The following is a 21,852-nucleotide window of genomic DNA, read 5'->3' on the forward strand; positions in this document are numbered from 1 at the left end:
CGGCGGCGCGGGACTAGAGTGGAAGAAAAGCAGATTTGGGCGCCCAGGCGCGCATACGCGCAAGCGACGATCCGGCGGACAACAGCCGGGTCCACACGAAGAATCTGGCAGACACAATCTGTACAAAGAGAGGTTGGCCGTGGCCGCAGAAGACACAACGGACATCCTGAGCGGGTTAACAAACCAGCTACCGGACCGTGATCCTGAGGAAACCGCAGAATGGATCGAGTCGCTCGACGAGCTGATCCGTTCGCAGGGCACCGAACGCGCGCAGTACATCATGCGATCGCTGCTCCAGCGTGCCGGTTCCCAGAGCGTGGGCGTGCCGATGGTAACCACCACCGACTACGTCAACACCATCCCCGTGGACCAGGAACCTGAGTTCCCCGGCGACGAAGAGATTGAACGGCGTTACCGCGCCTGGCTGCGTTGGAATGCGGCCATCATGGTGCACCGGGCGCAGCGCCCGGGCATCGGCGTCGGCGGCCACATTTCAACCTATGCCGGCGCGGCAACCCTGTACGAAGTCGGCATGAACCACTTCTTCCGGGGCAAGGACCATCCGGGCGGCGGAGACCAGATTTATTTCCAGGGTCACGCTTCCCCCGGTATGTACGCGCGCGCCTTCCTCGAGGGCCGGCTGTCCGAAGAGGACATGGACGGTTTCCGCCAGGAGAAGTCCCGCGAGGGCCACGCCCTTTCCTCCTACCCGCACCCGCGCAGCATGCCGGACTTCTGGGAGTTCCCCACGGTGTCCATGGGTATCGGCCCGATGAACGCCATCTACCAGGCGCAGTCCAACCGTTACCTGCACAACCGCGGCATCAAGGACACGTCCGAGCAGCACGTCTGGGCCTTCCTGGGCGACGGCGAAATGGACGAGCCGGAATCGCGCGGCCTGCTCCAGCTCGCCGCAAATGACAAGCTGGACAACCTGACCTTCGTCGTCAACTGCAACCTGCAGCGCCTCGACGGCCCGGTCCGCGGCAACGGCAAGATCATGCAGGAACTGGAAGCCTTCTTCCGCGGCGCCGGCTGGAACGTCATCAAGGTTGTCTGGGGCCGCGAGTGGGATGACCTGCTGCAGCGGGACAAGGACGGCTCGCTGGTGGAAATCATGAACTCCACCCCCGACGGCGACTACCAGACCTACAAGGCCGAGTCCGGCGGTTTCGTCCGCGACCACTTCTTCGGCAAGAGCCCGGAAACCAAGGAACTCGTCGCCAACCTGACCGACGAGGAAATCTGGAACCTCAAGCGCGGCGGGCACGACTACCGCAAGGTCTACGCCGCTTACAAGGCCGCCATGGAGTTCAAGGGTGCCCCCACGGTCATCCTGGCCCACACGGTCAAGGGCTACGGCCTGGGTACGCACTTCGAGGGCCGCAACGCGACCCACCAGATGAAGAAGCTGACCCTGGATGACCTGAAGGCCTTCCGCGACCACCTGCGGATCCCCATCAGCGACGAACAGCTTGAAGCCGATCCGTACACCCCGCCGTACTACAACCCGGGTCCCGACGCTCCGGAGATCAAGTACATGCTGGAGCGCCGCCGCGAACTGGGCGGCAACGTCCCCGAGCGCCGGGTCAAGCACGAGCCGGTGCACCTGCCGGACGAAAAGGCCTACGAAGTAGCCAACCGCGGCTCCGGCAAGCAGTTGGCAGCCACCACCATGGCCTTCGTCCGCCTGCTCAAGGATCTGATGCGGGACAAGGAATTCGGCAAGCGCATTGTGCCGATCATCCCCGATGAGGCCCGCACCTTCGGCATGGACTCGTTCTTCCCCACGGCGAAGATCTACAACCCCAAGGGCCAGAACTACCTGTCCGTGGACCGGGACCTGGTCCTGGCGTACAAGGAATCCCCGCAGGGGCAAATTGTGCACGTGGGCATCAACGAGGCCGGTTCCATTGCCGCGTTCACCGCTGCGGGCACGTCCTACGCCACGCACGGTGAACCGCTGATCCCGGTCTACGTGTTCTACTCGATGTTCGGGTTCCAGCGCACGGCCGACTACATTTGGGCAGCCACCGACCAGATGGCCCGCGGCTTCCTGATCTCGGCTACCGCCGGCCGCACCACCCTGACCGGTGAAGGCCTGCAGCACGCTGACGGCCACTCGCCGATCCTGGCCTCCACCAACCCCGCGGTGAAGACCTACGACCCGGCCTACGGCTACGAGATCGGGCACATCGTGCGCCACGGCCTCGAGGAGATGTACGGACCGGATTCCAAGGATCCGAACCTCATCTACAACATCATGGTCTACAACGAGCCCATCCAGCAGCCCAAGGCCCCCGAGGACCTTGACGTTGAGGGCATTATCAAGGGCATCTACCTGCTCGCGCCGGCGAAGATCGACGGGCCCCGCACGCAGCTGCTGGCCTCCGGTGTTGCCGTACCGTGGGCACTGGAAGCCCAGAAGCTGCTGGCTGAAGACTGGGGCGTTTCGGCCGATGTCTGGTCCGTAACTTCTTGGAACGAGCTCCGCCGGGACGGCCTTGCCGCCGAAGAGGAAGCGTTCCTGAATCCCGGTTCGGAGCCCCGCGTGCCGTTCGTGACCCAGCAGCTCGCCGGGGCCACCGGTCCCATCGTGGCGTCCACGGACTACATGAAGGCCGTCCCGGACCAGATCCGCCAGTTCCTGCCGAACGAGTTTGCCACCCTTGGCGCCGACGACTTCGGTTTCGCGGACACCCGCGCAGCAGCACGGCGCTACTTCAAGATCGACAGCCACTCCATGGTGGTGCGTGCACTCGAGATGCTCGCGCGCCGCGGCGAAGTCGACGCCAATGCCCCCAAGGAGGCCATTGAGAAGTACCACCTGCTGGACGTCAATGCCGGCACCAGCGGAAACGCGGGCGGCGACGCCTAAGCGCAGCACCGGATGACGCCTCAGAAGGGCGTCATAAAACGAAGGAACCGCCGCACCCGCGGCGGTTCCTTCGCCTTTAAAGCTCCGTGCGGCCATGCTCCCCCACACACCGGGTCAGCAACCGGCTTCGGCAGAACTACGCCTGGGTCTCCCTGCCGGCTACGCTCACCGACCTGGCCGACGCTTTGGAGGGTGTCTACACCAATGGCGTGAAGCCCAAGCTGCCGGCCTAGCGAAGTTGTAGCCTTCACACAAAATGGTGGTTCGGGTACGCAGGCCGTAAGCTCGCAGGTATGCCAATGAGTCCCAGCACGTCCGCTGCCTCGACGCAGAAGCCGCCGGCCGCAGACCAGTCCACCGTGGAGCGCCTGAAGGCCAACATCGGCAAGCTCTCCACGGCGACCCTCCAGCAGCTGGATATTTCGCTGCCCTGGTACCGAGGACTGCGCCCGGACGAACGCTCGGCCCTGGGAATGGTGGCCCAGAAAGGCATTGCCTCCTTTGTGAACTGGTACCAGCGCCCGGCATCCCCGGCCTGGGTGCTCAGCGATGTGTTCGGCACCGCCCCCACCGAGCTCACCCGCTCGATCAGCCTTCAGAAGGCACTGCAGCTGATCCGCGTAGTGGTCCAGGTCGTGGAGGACCGCGTGCCTGAACTGGCTGCCAACGAGGTCCAGTCGAAGCTGCGTGAAGCGGTGCTCCGCTACTCCCGCGAGGTGGCGTTCGCCGCTGCTGACGTTTACGCCCGCGCGGCGGAGACCCGCGGTGCATGGGACACGCGGCTGGAGGCGCTGGTGGTTGACGCGATCCTCCGCGGCGAAAGCTCCGACGCGCTGCGTTCCCGCATCGCCGCCGTCGGGTGGACTTCGACGGCGCCGGTCACAGTGATGGTGGGCGGCTCGCCGGCCGAAGCCAACGCCACCTTCGTCAACGAACTGCGCCGGGCTACCGGCCGGCTGGCCGAGGACACCCTCGTGGGCATTCAGGGCGAGCGGCTGATCCTGGTCCTGGGCGGTCTGGAAGACAAGGCATTTTCCTACACCCGGCTCTCGGACCTCTTCGGGCCGGGGCCGGTGGTCTACGGTCCCCCGGCCTCGTCATTGGTAGAGGCGGGCCCGTCCGCACAGGCGGCCTTTGCCGGCCTGACCGCAGCCCGGGCCTGGCCTGCCGCGCCCCGTCCGGTGGCTGCGGACGACCTGTGGCCCGAACGGGTGATGTCCGGCGATGACACCGCACGCAATGCCCTGGTGGAAAGCATCTACACCCCGCTGCTCGGGGCCTCCAACGGGCTGGCGGACACCCTGAGCGCCTACCTCTCGCTGGGCCATTCCCTGGAAGCCACCGCCCGGGAACTCTTCGTCCATGCCAACACCGTCCGGTACCGGCTGCGCCGCGTCTGCGACGTCACCGGCTGGGACCCCATGCTGCCCCGCGAGGCCTTTGTCCTGCAGACCGCACTGGTGGTCGGCCGGCTGGCCCCGGCCGGCAAAGCCACGCCGGAAAAGCCTCCGGCACGCGCCTGAAACTTGTCCAAGCGCCGATCCTGCCTTGTAGACTTCCTACAACCCCGTCCCGGGAGCTTGGTCTACGCAAACACCCGGTCCCGTCCCCTAAGTTTGGAAAGCTGTATACGTGCTTGCAATTGTCTGCCCCGGCCAGGGGTCCCAAACACCAGGATTCCTCGCGCCGTGGCTGGAACTGCCCGGAGTGCGGGAACATCTTTCCGCGTTGAGTGACCTTGCCGGGCTGGACCTCATTGCCCACGGCACGGTCTCCGACGAGGACACCATCAAGGACACCGCGGTGGCCCAGCCGCTGATTGTCGCGGCAGGGCTGATGGCAGCCCGCCTGCTGCTGGACCCGTCGCAGCTGACATCCTCCACCGTGCTGGCCGGACATTCGGTCGGAGAGATCACTGCCTCCGCCCTCGCCGGGGCCCTGCAGGAGAAAGACGCCATGGTTTTCGTGCGGGAGCGCGCCAACGCCATGGCACGCGCCGCCGCCGTTGAGCCCACAGGCATGAGCGCCATCCTGGGCGGGGATCCCGACGACGTTGCCGCCGTCCTGGAAGCCGCCGGGCTCACCGCCGCCAATGCCAACGGCGGCGGGCAGGTTGTGGCTGCCGGAACGCACAACCAGCTGGAAGTCCTCACCGCCGCACCACCGGCCAAGGCGCGCGTGATCCCGCTGAAGGTTGCCGGCGCCTTCCACACCGCCCACATGGCACCGGCCGTCACCGTCCTCGAGGCGCTGCGTTCCTCCCTCTCTCCGCAAGCTCCCCTGCCGACCCTCCTCTCCAACCACGACGGCGCTGCCGTGGTTTCGGGCGAAGCGAACCTCGACAGCCTGATCGCCCAGGTTTCCCGGCCCGTACGCTGGGACCTGTGCATGGAGAACATGCTGGCCATGGGCGTCACCGGGCTCCTGGAACTGCCGCCGGCCGGAACCCTGACCGGGCTGGCCCGCCGGGGCATGAAGGGGGTTCCCACCATGGCCCTGAAATCCCCAGAAGATATATCTGCCGCCCGGGAGTTCATCCGTGAACATTCCGGTGCCGGCGCACCAACCGGAGAAGGTAACGCGTGAGCACGCCCACCCTGAAGCAATCCCCCGTCAACGAGTTCAGCCGGATCCTTGGCATCGGCGCTTTCCGCCCCGACGTCATTGTCAGCAATGACGACGTGTGCCAGTGGATCGACTCCTCGGACGAATGGATCCGCCAGCGTACGGGCATCGTCACCCGGCACCGTGCGGACAAGGGCACCTCGGTGGTGGACATGGCCGAAGCTGCCGGACGGGAAGCGCTCCAGAACGCCGGCATCGACGGCTCACAGCTGGGGGCGGTCATCGTTTCCACCGTGACCCACCCGTTCGCCACCCCGTCCGCCGCCACCCAGATCACTGAACGGCTGGGGGCCACCCCGGCACCCGCCTACGACGTTTCCGCCGCCTGCGCCGGCTACTGCTACGGCGTGGCCCAGGCGGATGCGCTGGTCCGTTCCGGTGCGGCCAACTACGTGCTGGTCATCGGTGTGGAGAAGCTTTCGGACTTCATCGACAACACCGAACGCACCATCTCCTTCCTCCTCGGCGACGGCGCGGGCGCCGTCGTCGTTGGTCCGTCCGAAACTCCGGGCATTGCACCTTCGATCTGGGGTTCGGACGGCAGCAAGTCCGGAGCAATCGGCATGACCCATTCCATGCTTGACGTGCGCGAGCTGTCCCTGGCCGCCGAGGCCGACGGCGGGATGAGCCCCGCGGACCTCGCCGCCCGGGACACCAAGCTCTGGCCGACGCTGCGCCAGGACGGCCAGACCGTGTTCCGCTGGGCGGTGTGGGAAATGGCGAAAGCAGCCCAGCAGGCCCTCGACGCCGCCGGCATCACCGCCGACGACCTGTCCGCCTTCGTGCCCCACCAGGCCAACATGCGGATCATCGACGAAATGGCCAAGCAGCTGAAATTGCCTGAATCGGTCATCATTGCCCGGGACATTGCCGACGCCGGCAACACCTCGGCGGCGTCCATTCCGCTGGCCACCTACCGGCTGCTGAAGGAACACCCGGAACTGAGCGGCAAGCTTTCGCTGCAGATCGGATTCGGTGCCGGGCTGGTCTTCGGCGCGCAGGTAGTTGTCCTCCCTTAGGCTGCACCACCCGCCGGGCGGATCCTTCCGGACCCGCACGGCCCTGAAACCACACCGCTGCGGCGGTTGGAAAACCGGACCGGTCCCGTACCGGCACTACTAGAAAAGGAGCCACCATGGCTAGCAACGAAGAAATCCTGGCCGGCCTCGCCGAGATCGTCAACGAAGAGACCGGTCTGGCCCCCGAAGCCGTTGAGCTGGACAAGTCCTTCACCGATGACCTGGACATCGACTCCATTTCCATGATGACCATCGTGGTCAACGCCGAAGAGAAGTTCGGCGTCCGCATCCCGGACGAAGAGGTCAAGAACCTGAAGACCGTCGGCGACGCCGTGGACTTCATCTCCAACGCCCAGGCGTAACCAGCCGGCGGCCGCCGCCCTGCGGCGGCCGCCCGGTACCGCCGGGATGCCGGCACCCCAACAGCAACTGCTTCAAGAGAGTGAATCATGGCCCGCAAAGTAGTCATCACAGGCCTTGGTGCGACCACGCCTATCGGCGGGGACGTCCCAACCATGTGGAAGAACGCACTGCAGGGTGTCTCCGGCGCCCGCACGTTGAAAGACGAGTGGGTTGAGAAGTACTCCCTGCCCGTCACCTTCGCGGCGCGGGTCACGAATCCCGCCTCTGAAGTCCTTTCCCGTGTCGAAGCCAAGCGGATGGACCCGTCCACCCAGTTCGCCGTCGTCGCTGCCCGCGAAGCCTGGGCCGACTCCGGCCTGGAAGACGTGGACCAGGACCGCCTGGCGGTCACGTTTGCCACTGGCATCGGCGGAGTCTGGACCCTGCTGGACGCCTGGGATACCCTCCGCGAGAAGGGCCCTCGCCGGGTCCTGCCCATGACCGTGCCGATGCTGATGCCCAACGGTCCCGCCGCTGCGGTCAGCCTTGACCTTGGCGCCCGGGCCGGCGCCCATACCCCGGTTTCCGCCTGCGCGTCCGGTACCGAGGCCCTGCACCAGGGGCTGGAACTGATCCGCTCCGGCAAGGCCGACATTGTGGTGGCCGGCGGTGCGGAGGCCTGCATTCACCCGATGCCCCTGGCTTCCTTCGCCTCGATGCAGGCCCTGTCCAAGCGCAACGACGATCCCGAACGCGCCTCCCGGCCATACGACCGCGACCGCGACGGTTTCGTGATGGGTGAGGGCGCCGGCGCCCTCGTCCTGGAAAGCGAAGAGCACGCCCGGGCACGCGGCGCCCGGATCTACGCCGAACTGGCCGGCACTGCCGTTACTGCTGACGCCTACCACATCACGGCACCTGACCCCGAGGGCCTTGGCGCCACCCGGGCCCTGAAGGCGGCCCTGTTTGATGCGCGCGCCCAGGCGGAAGACGTAGTGCACGTAAACGCCCACGCCACGTCCACCCCGGTGGGTGACAAGCCTGAGTACACCGCGCTGAAGGCCGCCTTGGGCAACGCCCTCGACGGCGTGGCCGTCTCTGCCACCAAGTCCCAGATGGGACACCTGCTTGGTGCCTCTGGTGCGGTTGAAGCGGTCCTGACTGCACTGGCTGTATATGAACGCCAGGCCCCGGTGACCATCAACCTGGACAACCAGGATCCGGAGATTCCCCTGGACGTGGTTACGTCCAGCCGCAAGCTGCGCGACGGCGACATTGTCGCCCTGAGCAACTCGTTCGGCTTCGGCGGGCACAACGCCGTCGCCGTGCTGCGCAACCACTAGGCAACGCCGGTTCCCGTCGGGAAACAAAGCAGGCGTCCGGTCCCCGCGGGGACCGGACGCCTGCTTTTTGCTATGGAGTAAAGAGAGTCAGCCGACTTGGTGGAGCCAGCGGACGGGCGCGCCGTCCGCTGCATGCCGGAACGGTTCCAGTTCGTCGTCCCAGGCCTCGCCCAGGGCGAGTGAAAGTTCATGGTAGACGGCGGAGGGGTCTCCGGCGCCGCTCTCGTAGGCGTAGCGGATCCGGTCCTCGGAGATCATGATGTTGCCGTGCACGTCGGTGGCGGCGTGGAAAATACCCAGTTCCGGGGTGTGGGCCCAGCGGCTGCCGTCGGCGCCGGGGCTCTGTTCCTCGGTGACCTCGTAGCGGAGGTGGGCCCAGCCGCGCAGGGCCGAGGCAAGGAGGGAACCGGTACCCTGCGGTCCGGTCCAGGCGATCTCGGCCCTCACCATGCCGGGCGCGGCCGGCTGAGGGGTCCACTGAAGATCCGTTCGCTTTTCCACGACGGATCCGATGGCCCACTCAATGTGAGGGCACAACGCGGAAGGGGCAGAGTGCACAAAGAGTACTCCGCGCGCCATCACAACAGACATTCCATCCTCCATAGCTGTAGGTGCGTCTTCCCCAACGACCTGCTGCATGGGCGGATATCCGGCTCCAGCGTCCCGCTGTGAATCATTGTGCCGCAAGTTACCGGTTTGTGCCAATGCGGCCTGCGGGGCCGTGTTGAAACTTGCGGCGCCTGTGGAACCTGCCGCTGTTGCGCCTACGCGCGCGGGTGTGCCTGGCTGTAGCTCTGGCGCAGCCGGTCCACGGAGACGTGGGTATACAGCTGCGTAGTTGCCAGCGAGGAATGGCCCAGGATTTCCTGGACCGCCCGCAGGTCCGCCCCGCCGTCGAGCAGGTGTGTTGCCGCGGAGTGCCGCAGGGCGTGCGGGCCCGTGGCGGAGGTGTCCGGCAGGGCATCCAGTAGTACGGCAACGACGCTGCGGACCTGGCGCTGGTCCACCCGGCGCCCGCGCTTGCCCAGGAACAGCGCCGGCCCGCTGTCCGCGCCGGCCAGTGCCGGGCGGCCTCGGCGCAGCCAGTCGTCTACTGCCAGTGCTGCCGGCAGTCCGTAGGGCACGGTGCGTTCCTTGTTGCCCTTGCCAATCACGGTGAGGGTTCTCCGGTCCGGATCAAGGTCATCAACGTCCAGTCCGGACAACTCCCCCACGCGGATGCCCGTGGCGTACAGCAGCTCCACCATGGCACGGTCCCGCAGGGACACCGGCTCGCCTTCGGCGGCTGCTGCCTTGAGGGATGCGAACAGTTCGTCGAGCTGGCCGGTGCGCAGCACGCCCGGGAGCGTCTTTTCCTTCTTTGGAGCCTTCAGCCGCAGTGCCGGGTTCTCCGAGATCAGTTCTTCCCGCAGCGCCCAGTTGGCAAAACTCCGTACCGTTGCTGCACGCCGCGCAAGCGTGGCGCGGGCCTGTCCGGAGGCGCTAAGTTCGCCGAGCCAGCCGCGCAGGATCCCGAGGTCCAGATCCTGCAGCTTCCCCGCGCCTGAAGCCAACGCGTAGTCGAGCAACTGAGAGAGGTCCGATTCGTAGGCGCGGACCGTATGCTCCGAACGCCCCCGTTCGGCGGCCAGGTAGCGGCAAAAGCCTTCAACGGCTGCATGGAATTCCACGGGCCAGGCGGATGGGCCCGGAGCAGTGCCGGCGGCACCGGTCTCCGGTGCCCCGTCTGCCGATGTCTTGGATGTCACCTCCTCACTGTTCTACCTTTACCCCGGCCGTTCAAGCAGGCTCGCGGGACACCGGTCCGCTCAGCCTCTGTGGGCGGTTTGACCGACGGGACGCCCGTGCCCGCCGGTCAGGCCGGCACGTTATCGGTATCCGCCGGCCGGCAGGTGAGTCTCAGGTGTTCGGTTTCCGGTGCCTGCTCCAGCTCCAGCAGGTAGCGTTTGGCTTCCACTCCGCCGGAATAGCCGGTCAAGGCCCCTCGTGAGCCCAGCACCCGGTGGGTGGGGACCACGATATTCAGGGGATTGCGCGCCAAGGCGGCGCCCACGCTCCTTGCTTTCGCCGCGTCGCCGAGCAGCACCGCTACCTGCTTGTAGCTGGCTGTGCTGCCGTACCCGACACATTGGACCAAGGCCCACACGCTGCGTTGGAAGTAGGTTCCCATTGGGTTGGTTGGCAGCGTGAAGCAGCACCGCTGGCCGTCGAAGTATTCTGCGAGCTGCCGTTCGGCCTCTTCGAAGCCGTCCTCGGCCGCGAGCCCGTACGGGGTTCCGGCACCTGCAGGTGACGCCGGCGCTCCCAGCCGGACGGCAGTCAGGATCCCGTCCAAGGCGACGAGCGTGAGCACTCCCAGGGGAGAAGTGATGATCTTATGGGTGAGCATTTCCGGGTGTTTCCTTTCGCTAGCGGTAACTGGTGATGGATCTGTGTGATGTGGCAGCCGGTGTGCCGTCACCGGTGCCCCCTGCGCCACTGGTCGGGGCCGGGCCGGATGGCCAGACCTTCCAATTCCAGCCGCGCCAGGCCTGCGCGCACTCCGGGCACTGACAGTCCGGCGACCCGGGCGAGTTTGTCGATAGTGGTGGAGCTGCGGACCGGCAGGGCGTCCAGGAGCAGGAGGTCTTCGACGGTCAGGCCGTCGTGGTCTTCCAAGGGAGCCGCCGGGCCCAACGAGTCCGGCGTCCGGGAGTCCGCCAGCGGACCGGCAAGTTCGGCGACTTCCTGCGCGTCGGTCACGCACACCGCGCTGCCGTCCCGCAGCAGGCGGTGGCATCCGGCTGAGTTGGCTGAGTACACGGACCCCGGGACCGCTCCTACCTCGCGTCCCAGGCCGGCGGCGTGATGGGCCGTGTTCAACGCACCGGAGCGCCATCGAGCTTCAACCACTACGGTGGCGGCGCTCAGGGCCGCGATAATCCGGTTGCGCTGCAGGAATCTCCATCGAGTGGGCGCCGACCCCGGCGGCACCTCGGAGAGCAGCAGTCCGCGGTCGGCGACGCTGCGCAGGAGGTCTTCGTTGCCTGCCGGGTAGAACCTGTCGGCCCCGCACGCCATCACGGCGATGGTGGCTGCGCTGTTGCCGGTGGAAGCTGCGAGCGCTGCACGGTGTGCTTGGGCATCGATGCCGTAGGCACCGCCGGAAACAATGGTGTATCCGCGGTTGGCCAGCCCTGCTGAGATGTCTCCGGTGATCGACAGCCCGTATCCGGTGGCATCACGGGAGCCCACCACCGCAACGGTCCGGTTCAGTTCAGGAAAAGCGGCCTCCGGGTTGCCGCGTACCCAAAGGCACAGCGGCATACCCGCTTCCAGGTGCCGCAGTGCTTCGGGCCAGCGGGGATCCTCCGGGATAAGCAGTTCGCCGCCCAGCCGGCGGATGGTTTCCAGGTCCCGGCCCGGGGCCAGGTCTGCCACGCGCGGCGTCCACCGGCCCAATGCCTCAGTGAACACTCCGGGACCTGATGCCATACCCGCAGGCCCCAGCATCTGCCCGATGCCGGCAGCGACCTCAGGCGGCAGCCGAACCTCACCCGAGGCGATCCGCAGGGCCGCCGTCGGTCCGGCGGCTGAGACCAGCGCCAGCCCCACGGTGTCTGAGGGTTCGAACAGCCGGGACAGCGCCGCACGGGCCAGCAGCAATTCCTCTTCCACGGTGCTCATGCTGCTGCCGCTCCCTGCCTGCGGAAAGCCAGCGCCTGCCCGACGTCGTCGGCCCCGGGCACAGGGTGACCGGCAAGGTCAGCGATGGTCCAAGCCACCCGCAGCACCCGGTCATATCCCCTGGCGGTCAGCAGTTGCCGCTCCATGGCGCGGTCCAGTGCCGTTGTGGCCGCGGAGGGCGGCCGCAGGACATCCCTCAGCAGCGAACCTGTTACTTCGGCATTCGTTTCGCACCCCAGCGGAAGCAGACGTTCCCGCTGCAGGCTCCGCGCCTGCCGTACCCGTGCAGCGACCGCCCCGCTTCCCTCCGCCGCATCGGAACCGAAATAGTCGCCGAGCGACACCCGCTGGACCGTAAGCTGCAGGTCCACCCGGTCCAGCAGGGGACCCGAAAGCCTGCTGAAATATCGGCGTCTTTGCTGCGGGGTGCAGGTGCAGTCAATTCCCTTCCCGGCTGCCAGCCCGCACGGGCACGGATTCGCGGCGAGGACCAGCTGGAAACGGGCGGGGTAGACCGCTGTGCCCGCAGCCCGGTGCAGCACCAGCTGCCCGCTTTCCAGCGGTTGACGCAGCCCGTCCAGGACCCGCCGCTCATACTCGGGAGCCTCATCCAGGAACAGCACTCCGCGGTGCGCCCGTGAGGCTGCCCCGGGCCGGGGTATTCCGCTGCCCCCGCCGATCACTGCCGCAGGGGAGGCGGTGTGGTGCGGGCTTTCGAACGGCGGCCGGCGCAGCAGCTGCCGGCAGGGCCTTCCCTGCCAGGCCAGGGAATGGATGGCCGTAACCTCCATTGCCTGATCGTCGGGAAGATCCGGCAGGATCCCGGGCAGCCGTTCGGCGAGCATGGTCTTGCCTGCACCCGGCGGGCCGGTCATCAGCAGATGATGGGCGCCGGCCGCCGCGACCTCCACTGCAAACCGGGCCTCCTGCTGCCCCGCCACATCGGCAAGGTCCGGAAGGCGGGCGGGTTGGTCCGTCTCCTCCCCTGCCGGCGAGTCATCCGCTGCCCGGCTGGCCGGCGGGGGAAAGACCAGCTGCTCCGGGTCTGCACCGAGGTCTGCGGCGACCTCGGCCAGGCAGGTGTAGCCGCGCACACGGGCGGCGGGAACAAGCGCTGCTTCGCCAGCATTCTCCGCAGCCACGGCAATGTCCGTGAACCCGGCAGCCACAGCAGCCATGACGGCCGGGAGGACGCCACGGATGGGGCGGAGCCTGCTGTCCAGCCCCAGTTCGGCGAGAAAGACGCACCGTCCGGGGCTCCTCAGCGTGCCGCCTGCGCAGAGGGCGGCCACAGCAATGGCCAAGTCAAACCCGGAGCCGTGTTTGGGCACATCGGCTGGCATGAGGTTGACGGTGATCCGGCGCCGGCTCAGCGGCAGCCCGGCGTTCTTGGCGGCAGACTTGACCCGGTCACGGGCCTCGTTCAGCGATGCGTCCGGCAGGCCCAGCAGGACAAAGGACGGCAGCGACTGGCCGATGTCCGCTTCCACCTCCACGATCCTGCCGTGCAGGCCCACCAGTCCCACTCCGTACGTCCGTCCCAGGCTCACGGGAACACCGGGATCGGGTAGCACCCTCTGCGGGGTTCACTGGCTCTCATGCCTCCACCATGTCCCGGTGACGTGCGGCGGGCACGCGCCCGCCGCACGGATGTGGACGGCGCAGCAACGGGAACAGGAATCCCGGGTCTGTGGAGGAAAAGGCCCTGGGCTAGGGACGGAGCTTCAACACTGCCCGGTGGTAATCCTCAATGATCCGCACCACGGTGGCGCTGCGGCGATTGAATACCAGCGGGGACCAGCTCACGTCCCAGCCGGACACATCGCGCGTCCACTGGAAAGTGGCCACCGGGCCGTGCTGGGGCACGGAGCGCAAAGCGCCCAAGGCTTCCCTTTGCCCGCGCAATCCCCTGCCAGGCATGATCCGGCCAAATAATCTGCCCGCCTTGGCTACCCCCTGCACCGCGCGGATATCGCCCGGGGACATGGTCGCGACCAGGCGCTCCTGCGATTTCACCCGAATTCCGATGATCTTGGCACCGCCCGGGCCGCCCATGGTCCGGCCGATGCCGACGGCGGCGAAGTTATCCCAGGGGATGAAGCCTCCCGACGCCACCATGATGCCCTGCTCGGTGAGCGTCAGCAGTTCCGGCTCCCGCAGTTTCTTCCAAACGAAGAAAAAAGCGCCCCCGCCGAAGAAGGCCACACCGATCAAGCCTGCCACCACCTCTGCCAAGCCGCCGCCAACGCGGCCGCTGCCGTGATGGTGATGGCCGGTGAATCCATGCACTACCAACGCCGCGCATCCCGCGGCGAACAACAGTGCCATGAGGCCCAGTCCGAGAACACGGATCTTCGAAACCGAAAAGGTCAAGGGCTCCAAACCGGGACTCAAAGTGGGTCTCAAGCCGGGGCCCAATCCCCTGTCCGCTTCCGCTTCCAGCCCATGGTCTTCCCGTCCGCTGTTTACGATGTCTTTCATCCCGCCGTCCCCCTAAGTGCCGGGGCTCATCATACGACGGCGCCGGGCGGTATCAGCCCACTGCCTGCAGGTGTTCTACAAGCGGCCGCCCCGTGCCGTCGTCGAGCACCGCCACCGCATCGATCCGGCGGTGCGCAAAATACCGTCCATGTTCGCGCACCCAAGCCGCGGACAGACCATGCAACCGGGCGAGTTTCGCCGGGGTAATGGCTTCAAACGGGTGCCCGTAGGCAAGGGATGACCGGGTCTTGACCTCCACCACCACCAGGGTGGCGCCGTCCACGGCCACCAGGTCGATCTCTCCTTCGGGGCAGCGCCAGTTCCGGTCGACGATGGTCATTCCTGCGGCGGCCAGGTATTGGGCCGCCAGCTCCTCGCCGCGGCTGCCCAGGATGTCTTTGGCTTTCATGTCGCCATCCTTGCGCCGGCGCGCACAGCCCTGCCGCGGTTCATCCGCCGTGTGCAGTCCCGGGCGGACGCGGCCGCTGAAGGCGGCGTTGGGGAGGAGGGGACTAAGCCTGCTCCTGCCAGGCATCACCAGGCTGGGAACGGTGCCACGACTGCCGCTGTCCACCGGTCTCGCGTACGACGTCGGTGAGCCAGATCGTCCGGTCCGGGTCCCAACCGGCTATCACCGACTCCGTGTCGCTGTCCACGGTCAGTGCCCGGCCGGCACAGGCCAGATATCCCAGGACCGTGAGGTGGACGGCATCCCATTGCGTGCCCACGCGTTCCCAGTCCGGGATCACCCACCGGCCGTCCCTGCCGGTGACCTGGAACCAGTCGCGCCGGCGGGAGGCCGTGACCTCCAGCGGGAACGCACGGCACAGCTGCGCCCAGTCGTCCGCGGTACGGATTTCGTAGGTCCGGCCGTCCCCTCGAACCGGAATCGCGGTGGCCTCCCGCCACCCCGGGGCGTCCTCCACCAAGTCCAATCCGACGGGGAGCGCTCTGATCGTGCCGAGGAGGCCAACGGGGATCGACCACCAGGAACCGGAGGCGTAGCGGAAACTTTCCAACGCTCTGAGCTCCTCGGCACGTGTGTTCCGTGCCCACTCCGCAAGCACCGTGCGCAGGTCCTGCCCCAACGGTGCGGGAGCATCCGGATCCCGCCAGTCGACGGCCCACTGTTCCCGGGCACGGGGCTGCTCCCACCAGCCCGCTCCCGGTGACGCCCTGACCCGGTCCGCCACGGGACGCAGCGCTTCCCGGATGACCGGCAGCGCTGCCAGGACGTCCTCACCGTCCGGTGCCTGCCAGTACCTGGCTGTGGCCACGGCTGCGTCGAGGGCAGCTAGCACCGGCATCTCGGCCAGATCCGGCACGTCCACGGCAGCAAGAAGCGCACCCAGCTCCTCCGGCGAAGCGGCCGGAAGGTCGGTGGCTCCCCCGGCGTCGGTAGCCGTTCCGAACCGGACAACCGAAACCCCCTTGCCCGGGTCAAGCTCATAGCCCAGGTTGAAGACGGCCATGCGGATACGCGGCTCCAGTTCCGCGGCCAGGGACAGGCACAGCCGGCGGCCCCTGGGTCCGGCGAGCAGCTGATCGGTATTCACGCGGCCATCCTCGCACAGCACGCGTCAGCACGCGGTCAGTGCCCGGGGTAGACCACCGGCATGGGTGTAAGCGTTACCGGCGCCAGCGGCAGCGCCGGCGGCTCCCCCGTGTAACCGCGGGCAAGGGTGATGTGCGGGCGCAGCGTCTGCGCGAACATGAAGTTCGGGTCGCCCGCCATGAACCCGGCAGTGTCCCCAATCCCGCAGGCGGCCAGGAACCCGGTCAGCTCTGTCAGCAGGGCTGCGTGCAGCGCGGCAAGCTGCGGGGTGGGAGCGTATTCCGCCACGAGGGTCCGTCCGTGCGCGCCGAATCCGGTCAGGTGCACGGGCTGCAGCCGGAAGGAGTCCTCGGGCAGGAGGGCCTCTGTCCGCTCGATGTATCCCGCCAGCAGCTGCCCGTAGTCAGGCAGGCTGATGCCCGTGGCCGCACTGATGACCCGGTGCACGTCAAGCACTTTACCGAAATGGATGAGTGTCAAGTGCAGCTGGCCGCGCGGCACCGGACGGGTCCCTCGCGGCGCACCCGAGGTCAGGGAATCCCGCAGGGCGAGCAGATGCGCCAGCGAGCCAGCGTCGGGCTGCATCTGGGCATACAGCCGCCGGTTGGCATCAAAACCGGTGCGGTGCTCGGGCATGTCAGCAGTCTAGACCGGTCCTCCGTGCCTAGGATGTGGGGATGGTTTTCGAAATCCCCCGGCTGGTCGACGGCCCGCTGGCGCTGCGCCCGCATACTCCTGCCGACCTCGACGCAGTCTACGCCCGGTGCCTGGACCCGCTCACAATCAAATGGACCACGGTCCCGCTGGACTATACGCCGGAGATGGCGCGGGAGTATCTTGCGGGCATTTCGGTGCCGCAGGAAAATGCCGTGTCCTGGGCGTTGGAAACCGGGGGAAGCTACGCGGGGACCATTGACCTGCGCTTCCAGGGTGCGAACTCGGGCAACCTGGGCTTCGTCACGTCACCGGAATTCCGCGGCCGCGGCCTGATGTCCCGCGCCGTGCGGCTGGTACTCGGCCACGCCTTCGATGAGCTGGGCTGGGACGTGGTGACTTGGAGCGCGAACGCCGGAAACGCCGGCAGCTACAAAACGGTCTGGCGCTGCGGGTTTCCGGCACCGATAGCCGTTCCCTATCTGCTAAACCACCGCGGCAAGATGGTTGAAGGCTGGATTTCCACCCTGGCCAACGGTGATTCTAGGGAGCCGGCGGCCAGCTGGGCAGACACAGCACGGCGGCTGCCGTCCGTGCCGGCGGGCGTGGAGTAACGCCTAGAGTTCGTCCGCCTTGGGCAGTGTGAGGTCGTCGTTGCGGGTCAGTTCCTCCACATTGACGTCCTTGAACGTGATCACGCGGACGCTCTTCACAAACCTGGCGGAGCGGTAGACATCCCATACCCAGGCGTCCTGGAGCGTCAGGTCGAAGTAGATCTCGCCGTCGGCGGAGCGCGCCTGGAGGTCCACATGGTTGGCCAGGTAGAACCGCCGTTCGGTTTCCACCACGTAGCTGAAGAGACCGACAACGTCGCGGTACTCCCGGTACAGCTGGAGCTCCATGTCCGTTTCATAGTTCTCAAGGTCTTCGGCGCTCATGTTCCTATCATCCCCCCAACTGGGCTTAGGTCGTCCCCCGGCACCGCCGCCGTTTCCCCGGGCCTCGGCTTGGAGCCCAGATGCCAGGACATGCGGTGCAGCGGCGTAGGTCCATGGGTATCGATGGCCGCACGGTGCGACTCGGTGGCATAGCCCTTATTGATCTCCCACGCGTAGTGCGGGTTAGCAGCGGCAAACTCTACCATCATGGCGTCGCGTTCCACTTTCGCCAGGACACTGGCAGCCGCTACGCTCAGGCACTGCATATCTGCCTTGATCCTGGTGTGGACTTCCGCGTCGCAGCCCTCGCCTGGGGCCAGCGCCGCGGGACCGCCGACGCCGCCGACGCCGCCGGCTGCCTCCAGACCGTCGAAGAGACTTCCCTGCCGCTCGGGGGAAAGCCAGTTGTAATTGCCGTCCAAAAGCACGACGTCGGGCCGCCGGGTGAGGCACACCTGATCCCAGGCCCGCGTTCCGGCGAGCCGCAGCGCCGCCGTGAGCCCAAACAGGTCGATCTCCGCAGCGGTAGCGTGTCCAACGCCCCAGGCCAGCGCCCATTTCTTGATCTGGGGCACCAGGGCGTTCCGGTCCGCCACGGAGAGCAGTTTGCTGTCCCTGACGCCTTTCAGGGAACGCACCGTGGCCAGGTCAACGGCCACCAGCCCCACCGACACCGGGCCAGCCAGGGCACCACGCCCCACCTCGTCGCAGCCGGCAAGGATTTGGTGCCCCTGCGCGGCGAAGGTCCGTTCAAAACGCAGGGTGGGTGCCTTGGACGCCGCGGAAGCTCTTACGGCAGTGCTCACTTGCTGCTGCTTCCTTCGGGTTCCGGAACGTTTTCGAAGACCTCGGAATAGCTGCTGACTCCGCCGATCCGGTTCAACGGCCAAGCGGTCACTACAGCCTTGCCCTCAATGTCCCCTACGTCGACGAAGCCGCCGCCCTCACCGGCCTGGTGTTCGCGCGAATCGGCGGAGGCGTTGCGGTGGTCCCCCATCACCCAGACCTTGCCCTCAGGGACTACCACATCGAAGGGAATGTCAGAGGCAGTGGCGCCGGGGTAAAGGTACGGCTCGTCCAGGGCTTCGCCGTTGACGGTGATCTTGCCGTCCGCATCGCAGCACACCACGTGGTCGCCTTCGGTGCCGATGACCCGCTTGACCAGGTGCTGCTGGGATTCATCCGGGAGCAGCCCCACGAAGGTGAGCGCCTCGCGTACCGGATTCGCCGGCTTTTCAACTGTTTGCGGCAGCCAGCCCTTGGTGTCCTTGAACACCACCACGTCGCCGCGGTTCAGGTCTATCGGCTGCGGCACCAGCAGGTTGACGAAGATCCGGTCATTGATCTCCAGCGTCTCTTCCATGGACCCCGAGGGGATATAGAACGCCCGGAAAAGGAAGGTCTTGATCAGGAAGGAAAGCACCAGGGCTATCACCACGATGGTCAGCACTTCCCGCAGCCACGCCCCGAGCCCCCGCTTCTTCTGCTTGGGTGCCATGGCGTGGGCGGCGTGGTCCCGCTGCTCCCCGGAGCCGGGCGTCCCGTCGGGGGACTGGTCCGGTTGCTGCGACATTGCGTTTCCTCTTATTTCTCCGTTGTCCACTCGGCTCCTAAGGATAGCCGGTCAATATTGGTACTGCGTCCAAGCGGCCAAAGAATCCGCTGGGCCTGCCCAATCACCCTTTCGGTGGAGATCAGCCCGCCGCCCGGTGCCCCCAGCAGCGAACGGGAATCCGCCGAAACGGAGCGGTGGTCCCCCAGGACCCACAGGCGGCCCTCGGGAACGACGACGTCGAACGGCTGCTCGCTGGGGGCGTCACCTTCATAAACGTACGGCTCATCCACCGGAGTTCCGTTAACGGTGATTCGGGGATCTGAGTCACTGCAGCAGCTGACACGGTCCCCCGCCACACCGACCACCCGCTTCACGTACACGGTGTCACTGCCGGCCAGGCCCACCCAGCGGGCCACGGTGACGGCCGCCTCTTCAAGGGCGGGACGTCCACTGTGCAGGGGTGCCAGCGAGCCGCGGCCGTCAAAGACCACGACGTCGCCGCGGCGGATGTCCTCCGACGCATACGCGATCCGGGACACCAGCACACGGTCTCCGGGTTCGAGCAGCGGCTGCATGGAATCCGAGGGGATGTAGAAAACGTCAAACAGGAAGGCCCGGACAAGGGCGGCGAGGATGACCGCCGCAGCGAGAGCACATAGCACAAAACGCCAGCCCGCAATCCGGGGCCGGCGTTCTGTGTGCTTCGCGGAGGGGTCCCCGGAGGCGGATGCTGCAGACAAGTAAATTACTTGGCGGGACGGAAGTCGCGCTTTTCCTTGATCTTGGCTGCCTTGCCGCGCAGGTCGCGCATGTAGTACAGCTTGGCGCGGCGGACGTCGCCCTTGGATACAACCTCGATCTTGTCGATGACCGGGGAGTGTACCGGGAAGGTACGCTCCACGCCGACGCCGAAGCTGACCTTGCGGACCGTGAAGGTCGCGCGGAGGCCGTCGCCCTGGCGCTTGAGCACGAAGCCCTGGAAGACCTGAACACGGGTGTTCTTGCCTTCGATGATGTTTACGTGAACCTTGACCGTGTCACCGGCGCGGAACTCGGGGATGTCCGTACGCAGGGAGCCTGCGTCAACAGAATCTAGGATGTGCATTTGTTTATCACTCCTGGTGGACGCCACAGGTCATCCACTTTGGTAACGGCAGCAAGAATGCGTCCCGAAACCGGGGCCGCACGGATGCTGTCGAAGGTAAAGGACCGGCAGGAACCCGAAGTTGGGCTGCCGGCGTGCCTGGCTGTTGGCCGCGTTCCCCCTGTGGCAGGTACGGACCCAGATGGCACAATGCTTTATTTTGCCATATCCGACCCGGCACCACCAATCAGCTGGAGCGGATCGGGCGGGGCATCAGGCCGGAGGAAGGATCCGGCCGCCGCGCACTTCGTACCCCAGGGCGGCCAGGGTGGCCAGGTCCGCTTTGTCCAGGGCAGCGGCGTCGAACTTTTCGATCAGGTCCGGGCGGCGGGCCGCGGTGCGGCGCAGCTGCTCGTCCCGCCGGAAACGGGCGATTTTCCCGTGGTTGCCGCTGAGCAGGACTTCGGGGACGGGCCGGTTCCGCCAGTCGGAGGGCTTGGTGTAAACCGGGTATTCCAGGAGCCCGTCGGAATGGGATTCCTCCACCAGCGACTCGGGGTTGCCGACGACGCCGGGCACCAGCCGGCCCACGGCTTCCACCATGGCCAGCACAGCCACTTCCCCGCCGTTGAGCACATAGTCGCCCAGGCTGACGGGACGCACGTCGAAGTGTTCCCCGGCCCATTCCAGGACCCGTTCGTCGATTCCTTCGTAGCGGCCGCAGGCGAAGACCAGGTGCTTCTCCTCAGCCAGCTCGTAGGCCATGGCCTGGGTGAACACCGCGCCCGCCGGCGAAGGAACAATCAGGACGGGGCGTTCCTCGCCGTCGCCGGCAACCGATTCCAGCGCCGCCGCCCAGGGTTCGGGCTTCATTACCATTCCCGCTCCCCCGCCGTAGGGGGTGTCATCCACGGTGCGGTGCCGGTCGGTGGTGAAGTCCCGCAGGTCATGCACGGACAGGTCCAGCAGTCCGTCCTGCCGGGCCTTGCCGATGAGGGACAGCTCAAGGGCGGCGAGGTACTCCGGGAAGATACTGACGACGTCGATACGCACTTACTGTCCGGCTTCCTTCGTGTCGGCCGCGCCGGCTTCGGGCTTCTTGTCTTCGGGCTTCTTGTCTTCGGGCTTGTTGTCTTCGGGCTTGTTCAGCTCGAAGAGACCCTCGGGCGGAGTGAGCAGCACGTAGCCGCCTTCGACGTTCACTTCAGGGACGATGGCCTCAACGAACGGCACCAGGATTTCCGCGCCGTTGGTGTCTTCGACCACCAGCAGGTCCTGGACCGTAAGGGTCCGCAGCCCGCTGACGGTGCCAACGACGTCGTTGCCCACCCGCGCCTTCAGGCCCACCAGTTCGTGCTCATACCAGCCTTCGTTGTCGTCATCTTCGTCGGCGGTTTCGGTATCGATGAACAGCTTGACGCCGCGCAGTTCCTCGGCGCCGTTGCGGTCCTCTACTTCCTCGAAACCGAGCAGCAGGATGTCTTTGTTCCAGCGGGCACTGATCACTGTCAGCGGCCCCTTGGAGGCCGGCTCCACGGTGAGTTCGGTGCCGGGGACAAAGCGGTCCGCGGGCGCGTCGGTCAGCACCTGGACGGTCACTTCGCCGCGGATGCCGTGCGGCTTGCCGATGCGTGCCACCTGTAACTGCATGGAATCTCCTCTGTCGGGGTTGTCTCGCCTGGGATGGTGGGGCGGGAACCCGCCTCACAAAA

Annotated in this window: 23 protein-coding genes; 7 read left to right on the top strand and 16 right to left on the bottom strand. The window is 66.6% G+C overall.

Annotation, left to right across the window (positions count from 1 at the left end):
- Nucleotides 1-133: 133 nt before the first annotated feature.
- The 6 genes from aceE to fabF all read left to right on the top strand — a co-directional run bounded on the left by aceE (nucleotide 134) and on the right by fabF (nucleotide 8,207).
- Complete coding sequence (gene aceE, locus QNO06_RS10880) at nucleotides 134-2,878, top strand: pyruvate dehydrogenase (acetyl-transferring), homodimeric type (RefSeq protein ID WP_231700587.1); 2,745 nt, start codon at nucleotides 134-136, stop codon at nucleotides 2,876-2,878.
- Between the two features lie 293 nt (nucleotides 2,879-3,171).
- Nucleotides 3,172-4,401, top strand: a complete 1,230-nt coding sequence (locus tag QNO06_RS10885) for a PucR family transcriptional regulator (RefSeq protein WP_442860139.1) — start codon at nucleotides 3,172-3,174, stop codon at nucleotides 4,399-4,401.
- A 109-nt stretch (nucleotides 4,402-4,510) separates the two neighbouring features.
- The gene (locus QNO06_RS10890; protein ID WP_227911681.1) at nucleotides 4,511-5,464 is read left to right on the top strand and encodes an ACP S-malonyltransferase; all 954 of its coding nucleotides are present in this window, start codon (nucleotides 4,511-4,513) and stop codon (nucleotides 5,462-5,464) included.
- Nucleotides 5,461-6,522, top strand: coding sequence for a beta-ketoacyl-ACP synthase III (locus QNO06_RS10895; RefSeq protein ID WP_227911682.1), 1,062 nt, complete (start codon nucleotides 5,461-5,463; stop codon nucleotides 6,520-6,522). Before QNO06_RS10890 ends, QNO06_RS10895 begins: the two co-directional genes overlap by 4 nt.
- Nucleotides 6,523-6,638: 116 nt before the next feature.
- Nucleotides 6,639-6,884 (top strand): acyl carrier protein, encoded by a 246-nt coding sequence (locus QNO06_RS10900; RefSeq protein WP_055240832.1) that lies wholly within the window; start codon nucleotides 6,639-6,641, stop codon nucleotides 6,882-6,884.
- A gap of 87 nt (nucleotides 6,885-6,971) precedes the next feature.
- Nucleotides 6,972-8,207, top strand: coding sequence for a beta-ketoacyl-ACP synthase II (fabF, locus tag QNO06_RS10905; RefSeq protein WP_227911685.1), 1,236 nt, complete (start codon nucleotides 6,972-6,974; stop codon nucleotides 8,205-8,207).
- 87 nt (nucleotides 8,208-8,294) lie between these two features.
- Here fabF and QNO06_RS10910 read toward each other — a convergent pair whose 3' ends face one another.
- The 9 genes from QNO06_RS10910 to QNO06_RS10950 all read right to left on the bottom strand — a co-directional run bounded on the left by QNO06_RS10910 (nucleotide 8,295) and on the right by QNO06_RS10950 (nucleotide 16,545).
- Complete coding sequence (locus QNO06_RS10910; RefSeq protein ID WP_227911686.1) at nucleotides 8,295-8,798, bottom strand: DUF3145 domain-containing protein; 504 nt, start codon at nucleotides 8,796-8,798, stop codon at nucleotides 8,295-8,297.
- 173 nt (nucleotides 8,799-8,971) lie between these two features.
- Nucleotides 8,972-9,877 (bottom strand): tyrosine recombinase XerC, encoded by a 906-nt coding sequence (locus tag QNO06_RS10915; RefSeq protein ID WP_227911690.1) that lies wholly within the window; start codon nucleotides 9,875-9,877, stop codon nucleotides 8,972-8,974.
- A 185-nt stretch (nucleotides 9,878-10,062) separates the two neighbouring features.
- A complete protein-coding gene (locus tag QNO06_RS10920; protein WP_227911687.1) occupies nucleotides 10,063-10,596 on the bottom strand; it encodes a methylated-DNA--[protein]-cysteine S-methyltransferase in 534 nt (177 codons plus the stop codon).
- Nucleotides 10,597-10,664: 68 nt separating this feature from the next.
- Nucleotides 10,665-11,873, bottom strand: coding sequence for a DNA-processing protein DprA (dprA, locus tag QNO06_RS10925; RefSeq protein WP_227911688.1), 1,209 nt, complete (start codon nucleotides 11,871-11,873; stop codon nucleotides 10,665-10,667).
- Nucleotides 11,870-13,423: a YifB family Mg chelatase-like AAA ATPase gene (locus QNO06_RS10930; protein ID WP_227911689.1), complete on the bottom strand. Its 1,554-nt coding sequence runs from the start codon at nucleotides 13,421-13,423 to the stop codon at nucleotides 11,870-11,872. Before QNO06_RS10930 ends, dprA begins: the two co-directional genes overlap by 4 nt.
- Before the next feature lie 160 nt (nucleotides 13,424-13,583).
- Nucleotides 13,584-14,354 (bottom strand): STM3941 family protein, encoded by a 771-nt coding sequence (locus QNO06_RS10935; RefSeq protein WP_227911691.1) that lies wholly within the window; start codon nucleotides 14,352-14,354, stop codon nucleotides 13,584-13,586.
- A gap of 52 nt (nucleotides 14,355-14,406) precedes the next feature.
- Nucleotides 14,407-14,763, bottom strand: a complete 357-nt coding sequence (locus tag QNO06_RS10940) for a YraN family protein (RefSeq protein WP_227911692.1) — start codon at nucleotides 14,761-14,763, stop codon at nucleotides 14,407-14,409.
- Between the two features lie 103 nt (nucleotides 14,764-14,866).
- Entirely contained in the window at nucleotides 14,867-15,910 is a 1,044-nt protein-coding gene (locus tag QNO06_RS10945; protein ID WP_227911693.1) for a hypothetical protein, read from the bottom strand.
- A gap of 35 nt (nucleotides 15,911-15,945) precedes the next feature.
- Nucleotides 15,946-16,545, bottom strand: coding sequence for a 2'-5' RNA ligase family protein (locus tag QNO06_RS10950; RefSeq protein ID WP_227911694.1), 600 nt, complete (start codon nucleotides 16,543-16,545; stop codon nucleotides 15,946-15,948).
- A 41-nt stretch (nucleotides 16,546-16,586) separates the two neighbouring features.
- Between QNO06_RS10950 and QNO06_RS10955 the strand changes: the two genes are divergently transcribed.
- Nucleotides 16,587-17,177: a GNAT family N-acetyltransferase gene (locus QNO06_RS10955; RefSeq protein WP_227911695.1), complete on the top strand. Its 591-nt coding sequence runs from the start codon at nucleotides 16,587-16,589 to the stop codon at nucleotides 17,175-17,177.
- A 3-nt stretch (nucleotides 17,178-17,180) separates the two neighbouring features.
- Here QNO06_RS10955 and QNO06_RS10960 read toward each other — a convergent pair whose 3' ends face one another.
- The 7 genes from QNO06_RS10960 to rimM all read right to left on the bottom strand — a co-directional run bounded on the left by QNO06_RS10960 (nucleotide 17,181) and on the right by rimM (nucleotide 21,790).
- On the bottom strand, nucleotides 17,181-17,501 hold the full coding sequence (locus QNO06_RS10960) for a DUF2469 domain-containing protein (RefSeq protein WP_227901490.1): 321 nt from the start codon (nucleotides 17,499-17,501) through the stop codon (nucleotides 17,181-17,183).
- Entirely contained in the window at nucleotides 17,498-18,307 is an 810-nt protein-coding gene (gene rnhB, locus QNO06_RS10965; RefSeq protein ID WP_227911696.1) for a ribonuclease HII, read from the bottom strand. Before rnhB ends, QNO06_RS10960 begins: the two co-directional genes overlap by 4 nt.
- Nucleotides 18,304-19,074, bottom strand: coding sequence for a signal peptidase I (gene lepB / locus QNO06_RS10970; RefSeq protein WP_442860141.1), 771 nt, complete (start codon nucleotides 19,072-19,074; stop codon nucleotides 18,304-18,306). The genes rnhB and lepB (QNO06_RS10970) overlap by 4 nt, the downstream gene beginning before the upstream one ends.
- A gap of 11 nt (nucleotides 19,075-19,085) precedes the next feature.
- On the bottom strand, nucleotides 19,086-19,796 hold the full coding sequence (gene lepB, locus QNO06_RS10975) for a signal peptidase I (RefSeq protein ID WP_227911697.1): 711 nt from the start codon (nucleotides 19,794-19,796) through the stop codon (nucleotides 19,086-19,088).
- 5 nt (nucleotides 19,797-19,801) lie between these two features.
- On the bottom strand, nucleotides 19,802-20,161 hold the full coding sequence (gene rplS, locus QNO06_RS10980; protein WP_227911698.1) for a 50S ribosomal protein L19: 360 nt from the start codon (nucleotides 20,159-20,161) through the stop codon (nucleotides 19,802-19,804).
- A gap of 252 nt (nucleotides 20,162-20,413) precedes the next feature.
- Nucleotides 20,414-21,193 (bottom strand): tRNA (guanosine(37)-N1)-methyltransferase TrmD, encoded by a 780-nt coding sequence (trmD, locus tag QNO06_RS10985; protein WP_227911699.1) that lies wholly within the window; start codon nucleotides 21,191-21,193, stop codon nucleotides 20,414-20,416.
- Nucleotides 21,194-21,790, bottom strand: a complete 597-nt coding sequence (gene rimM, locus QNO06_RS10990) for a ribosome maturation factor RimM (RefSeq protein WP_227911700.1) — start codon at nucleotides 21,788-21,790, stop codon at nucleotides 21,194-21,196. It abuts the gene before it with no gap.
- Nucleotides 21,791-21,852: the final 62 nt, after the last annotated feature.

Source organism: Arthrobacter sp. zg-Y20 (genome assembly GCF_030142075.1).
Classification (GTDB): Bacteria; Actinomycetota; Actinomycetes; order Actinomycetales; family Micrococcaceae; genus Arthrobacter_B.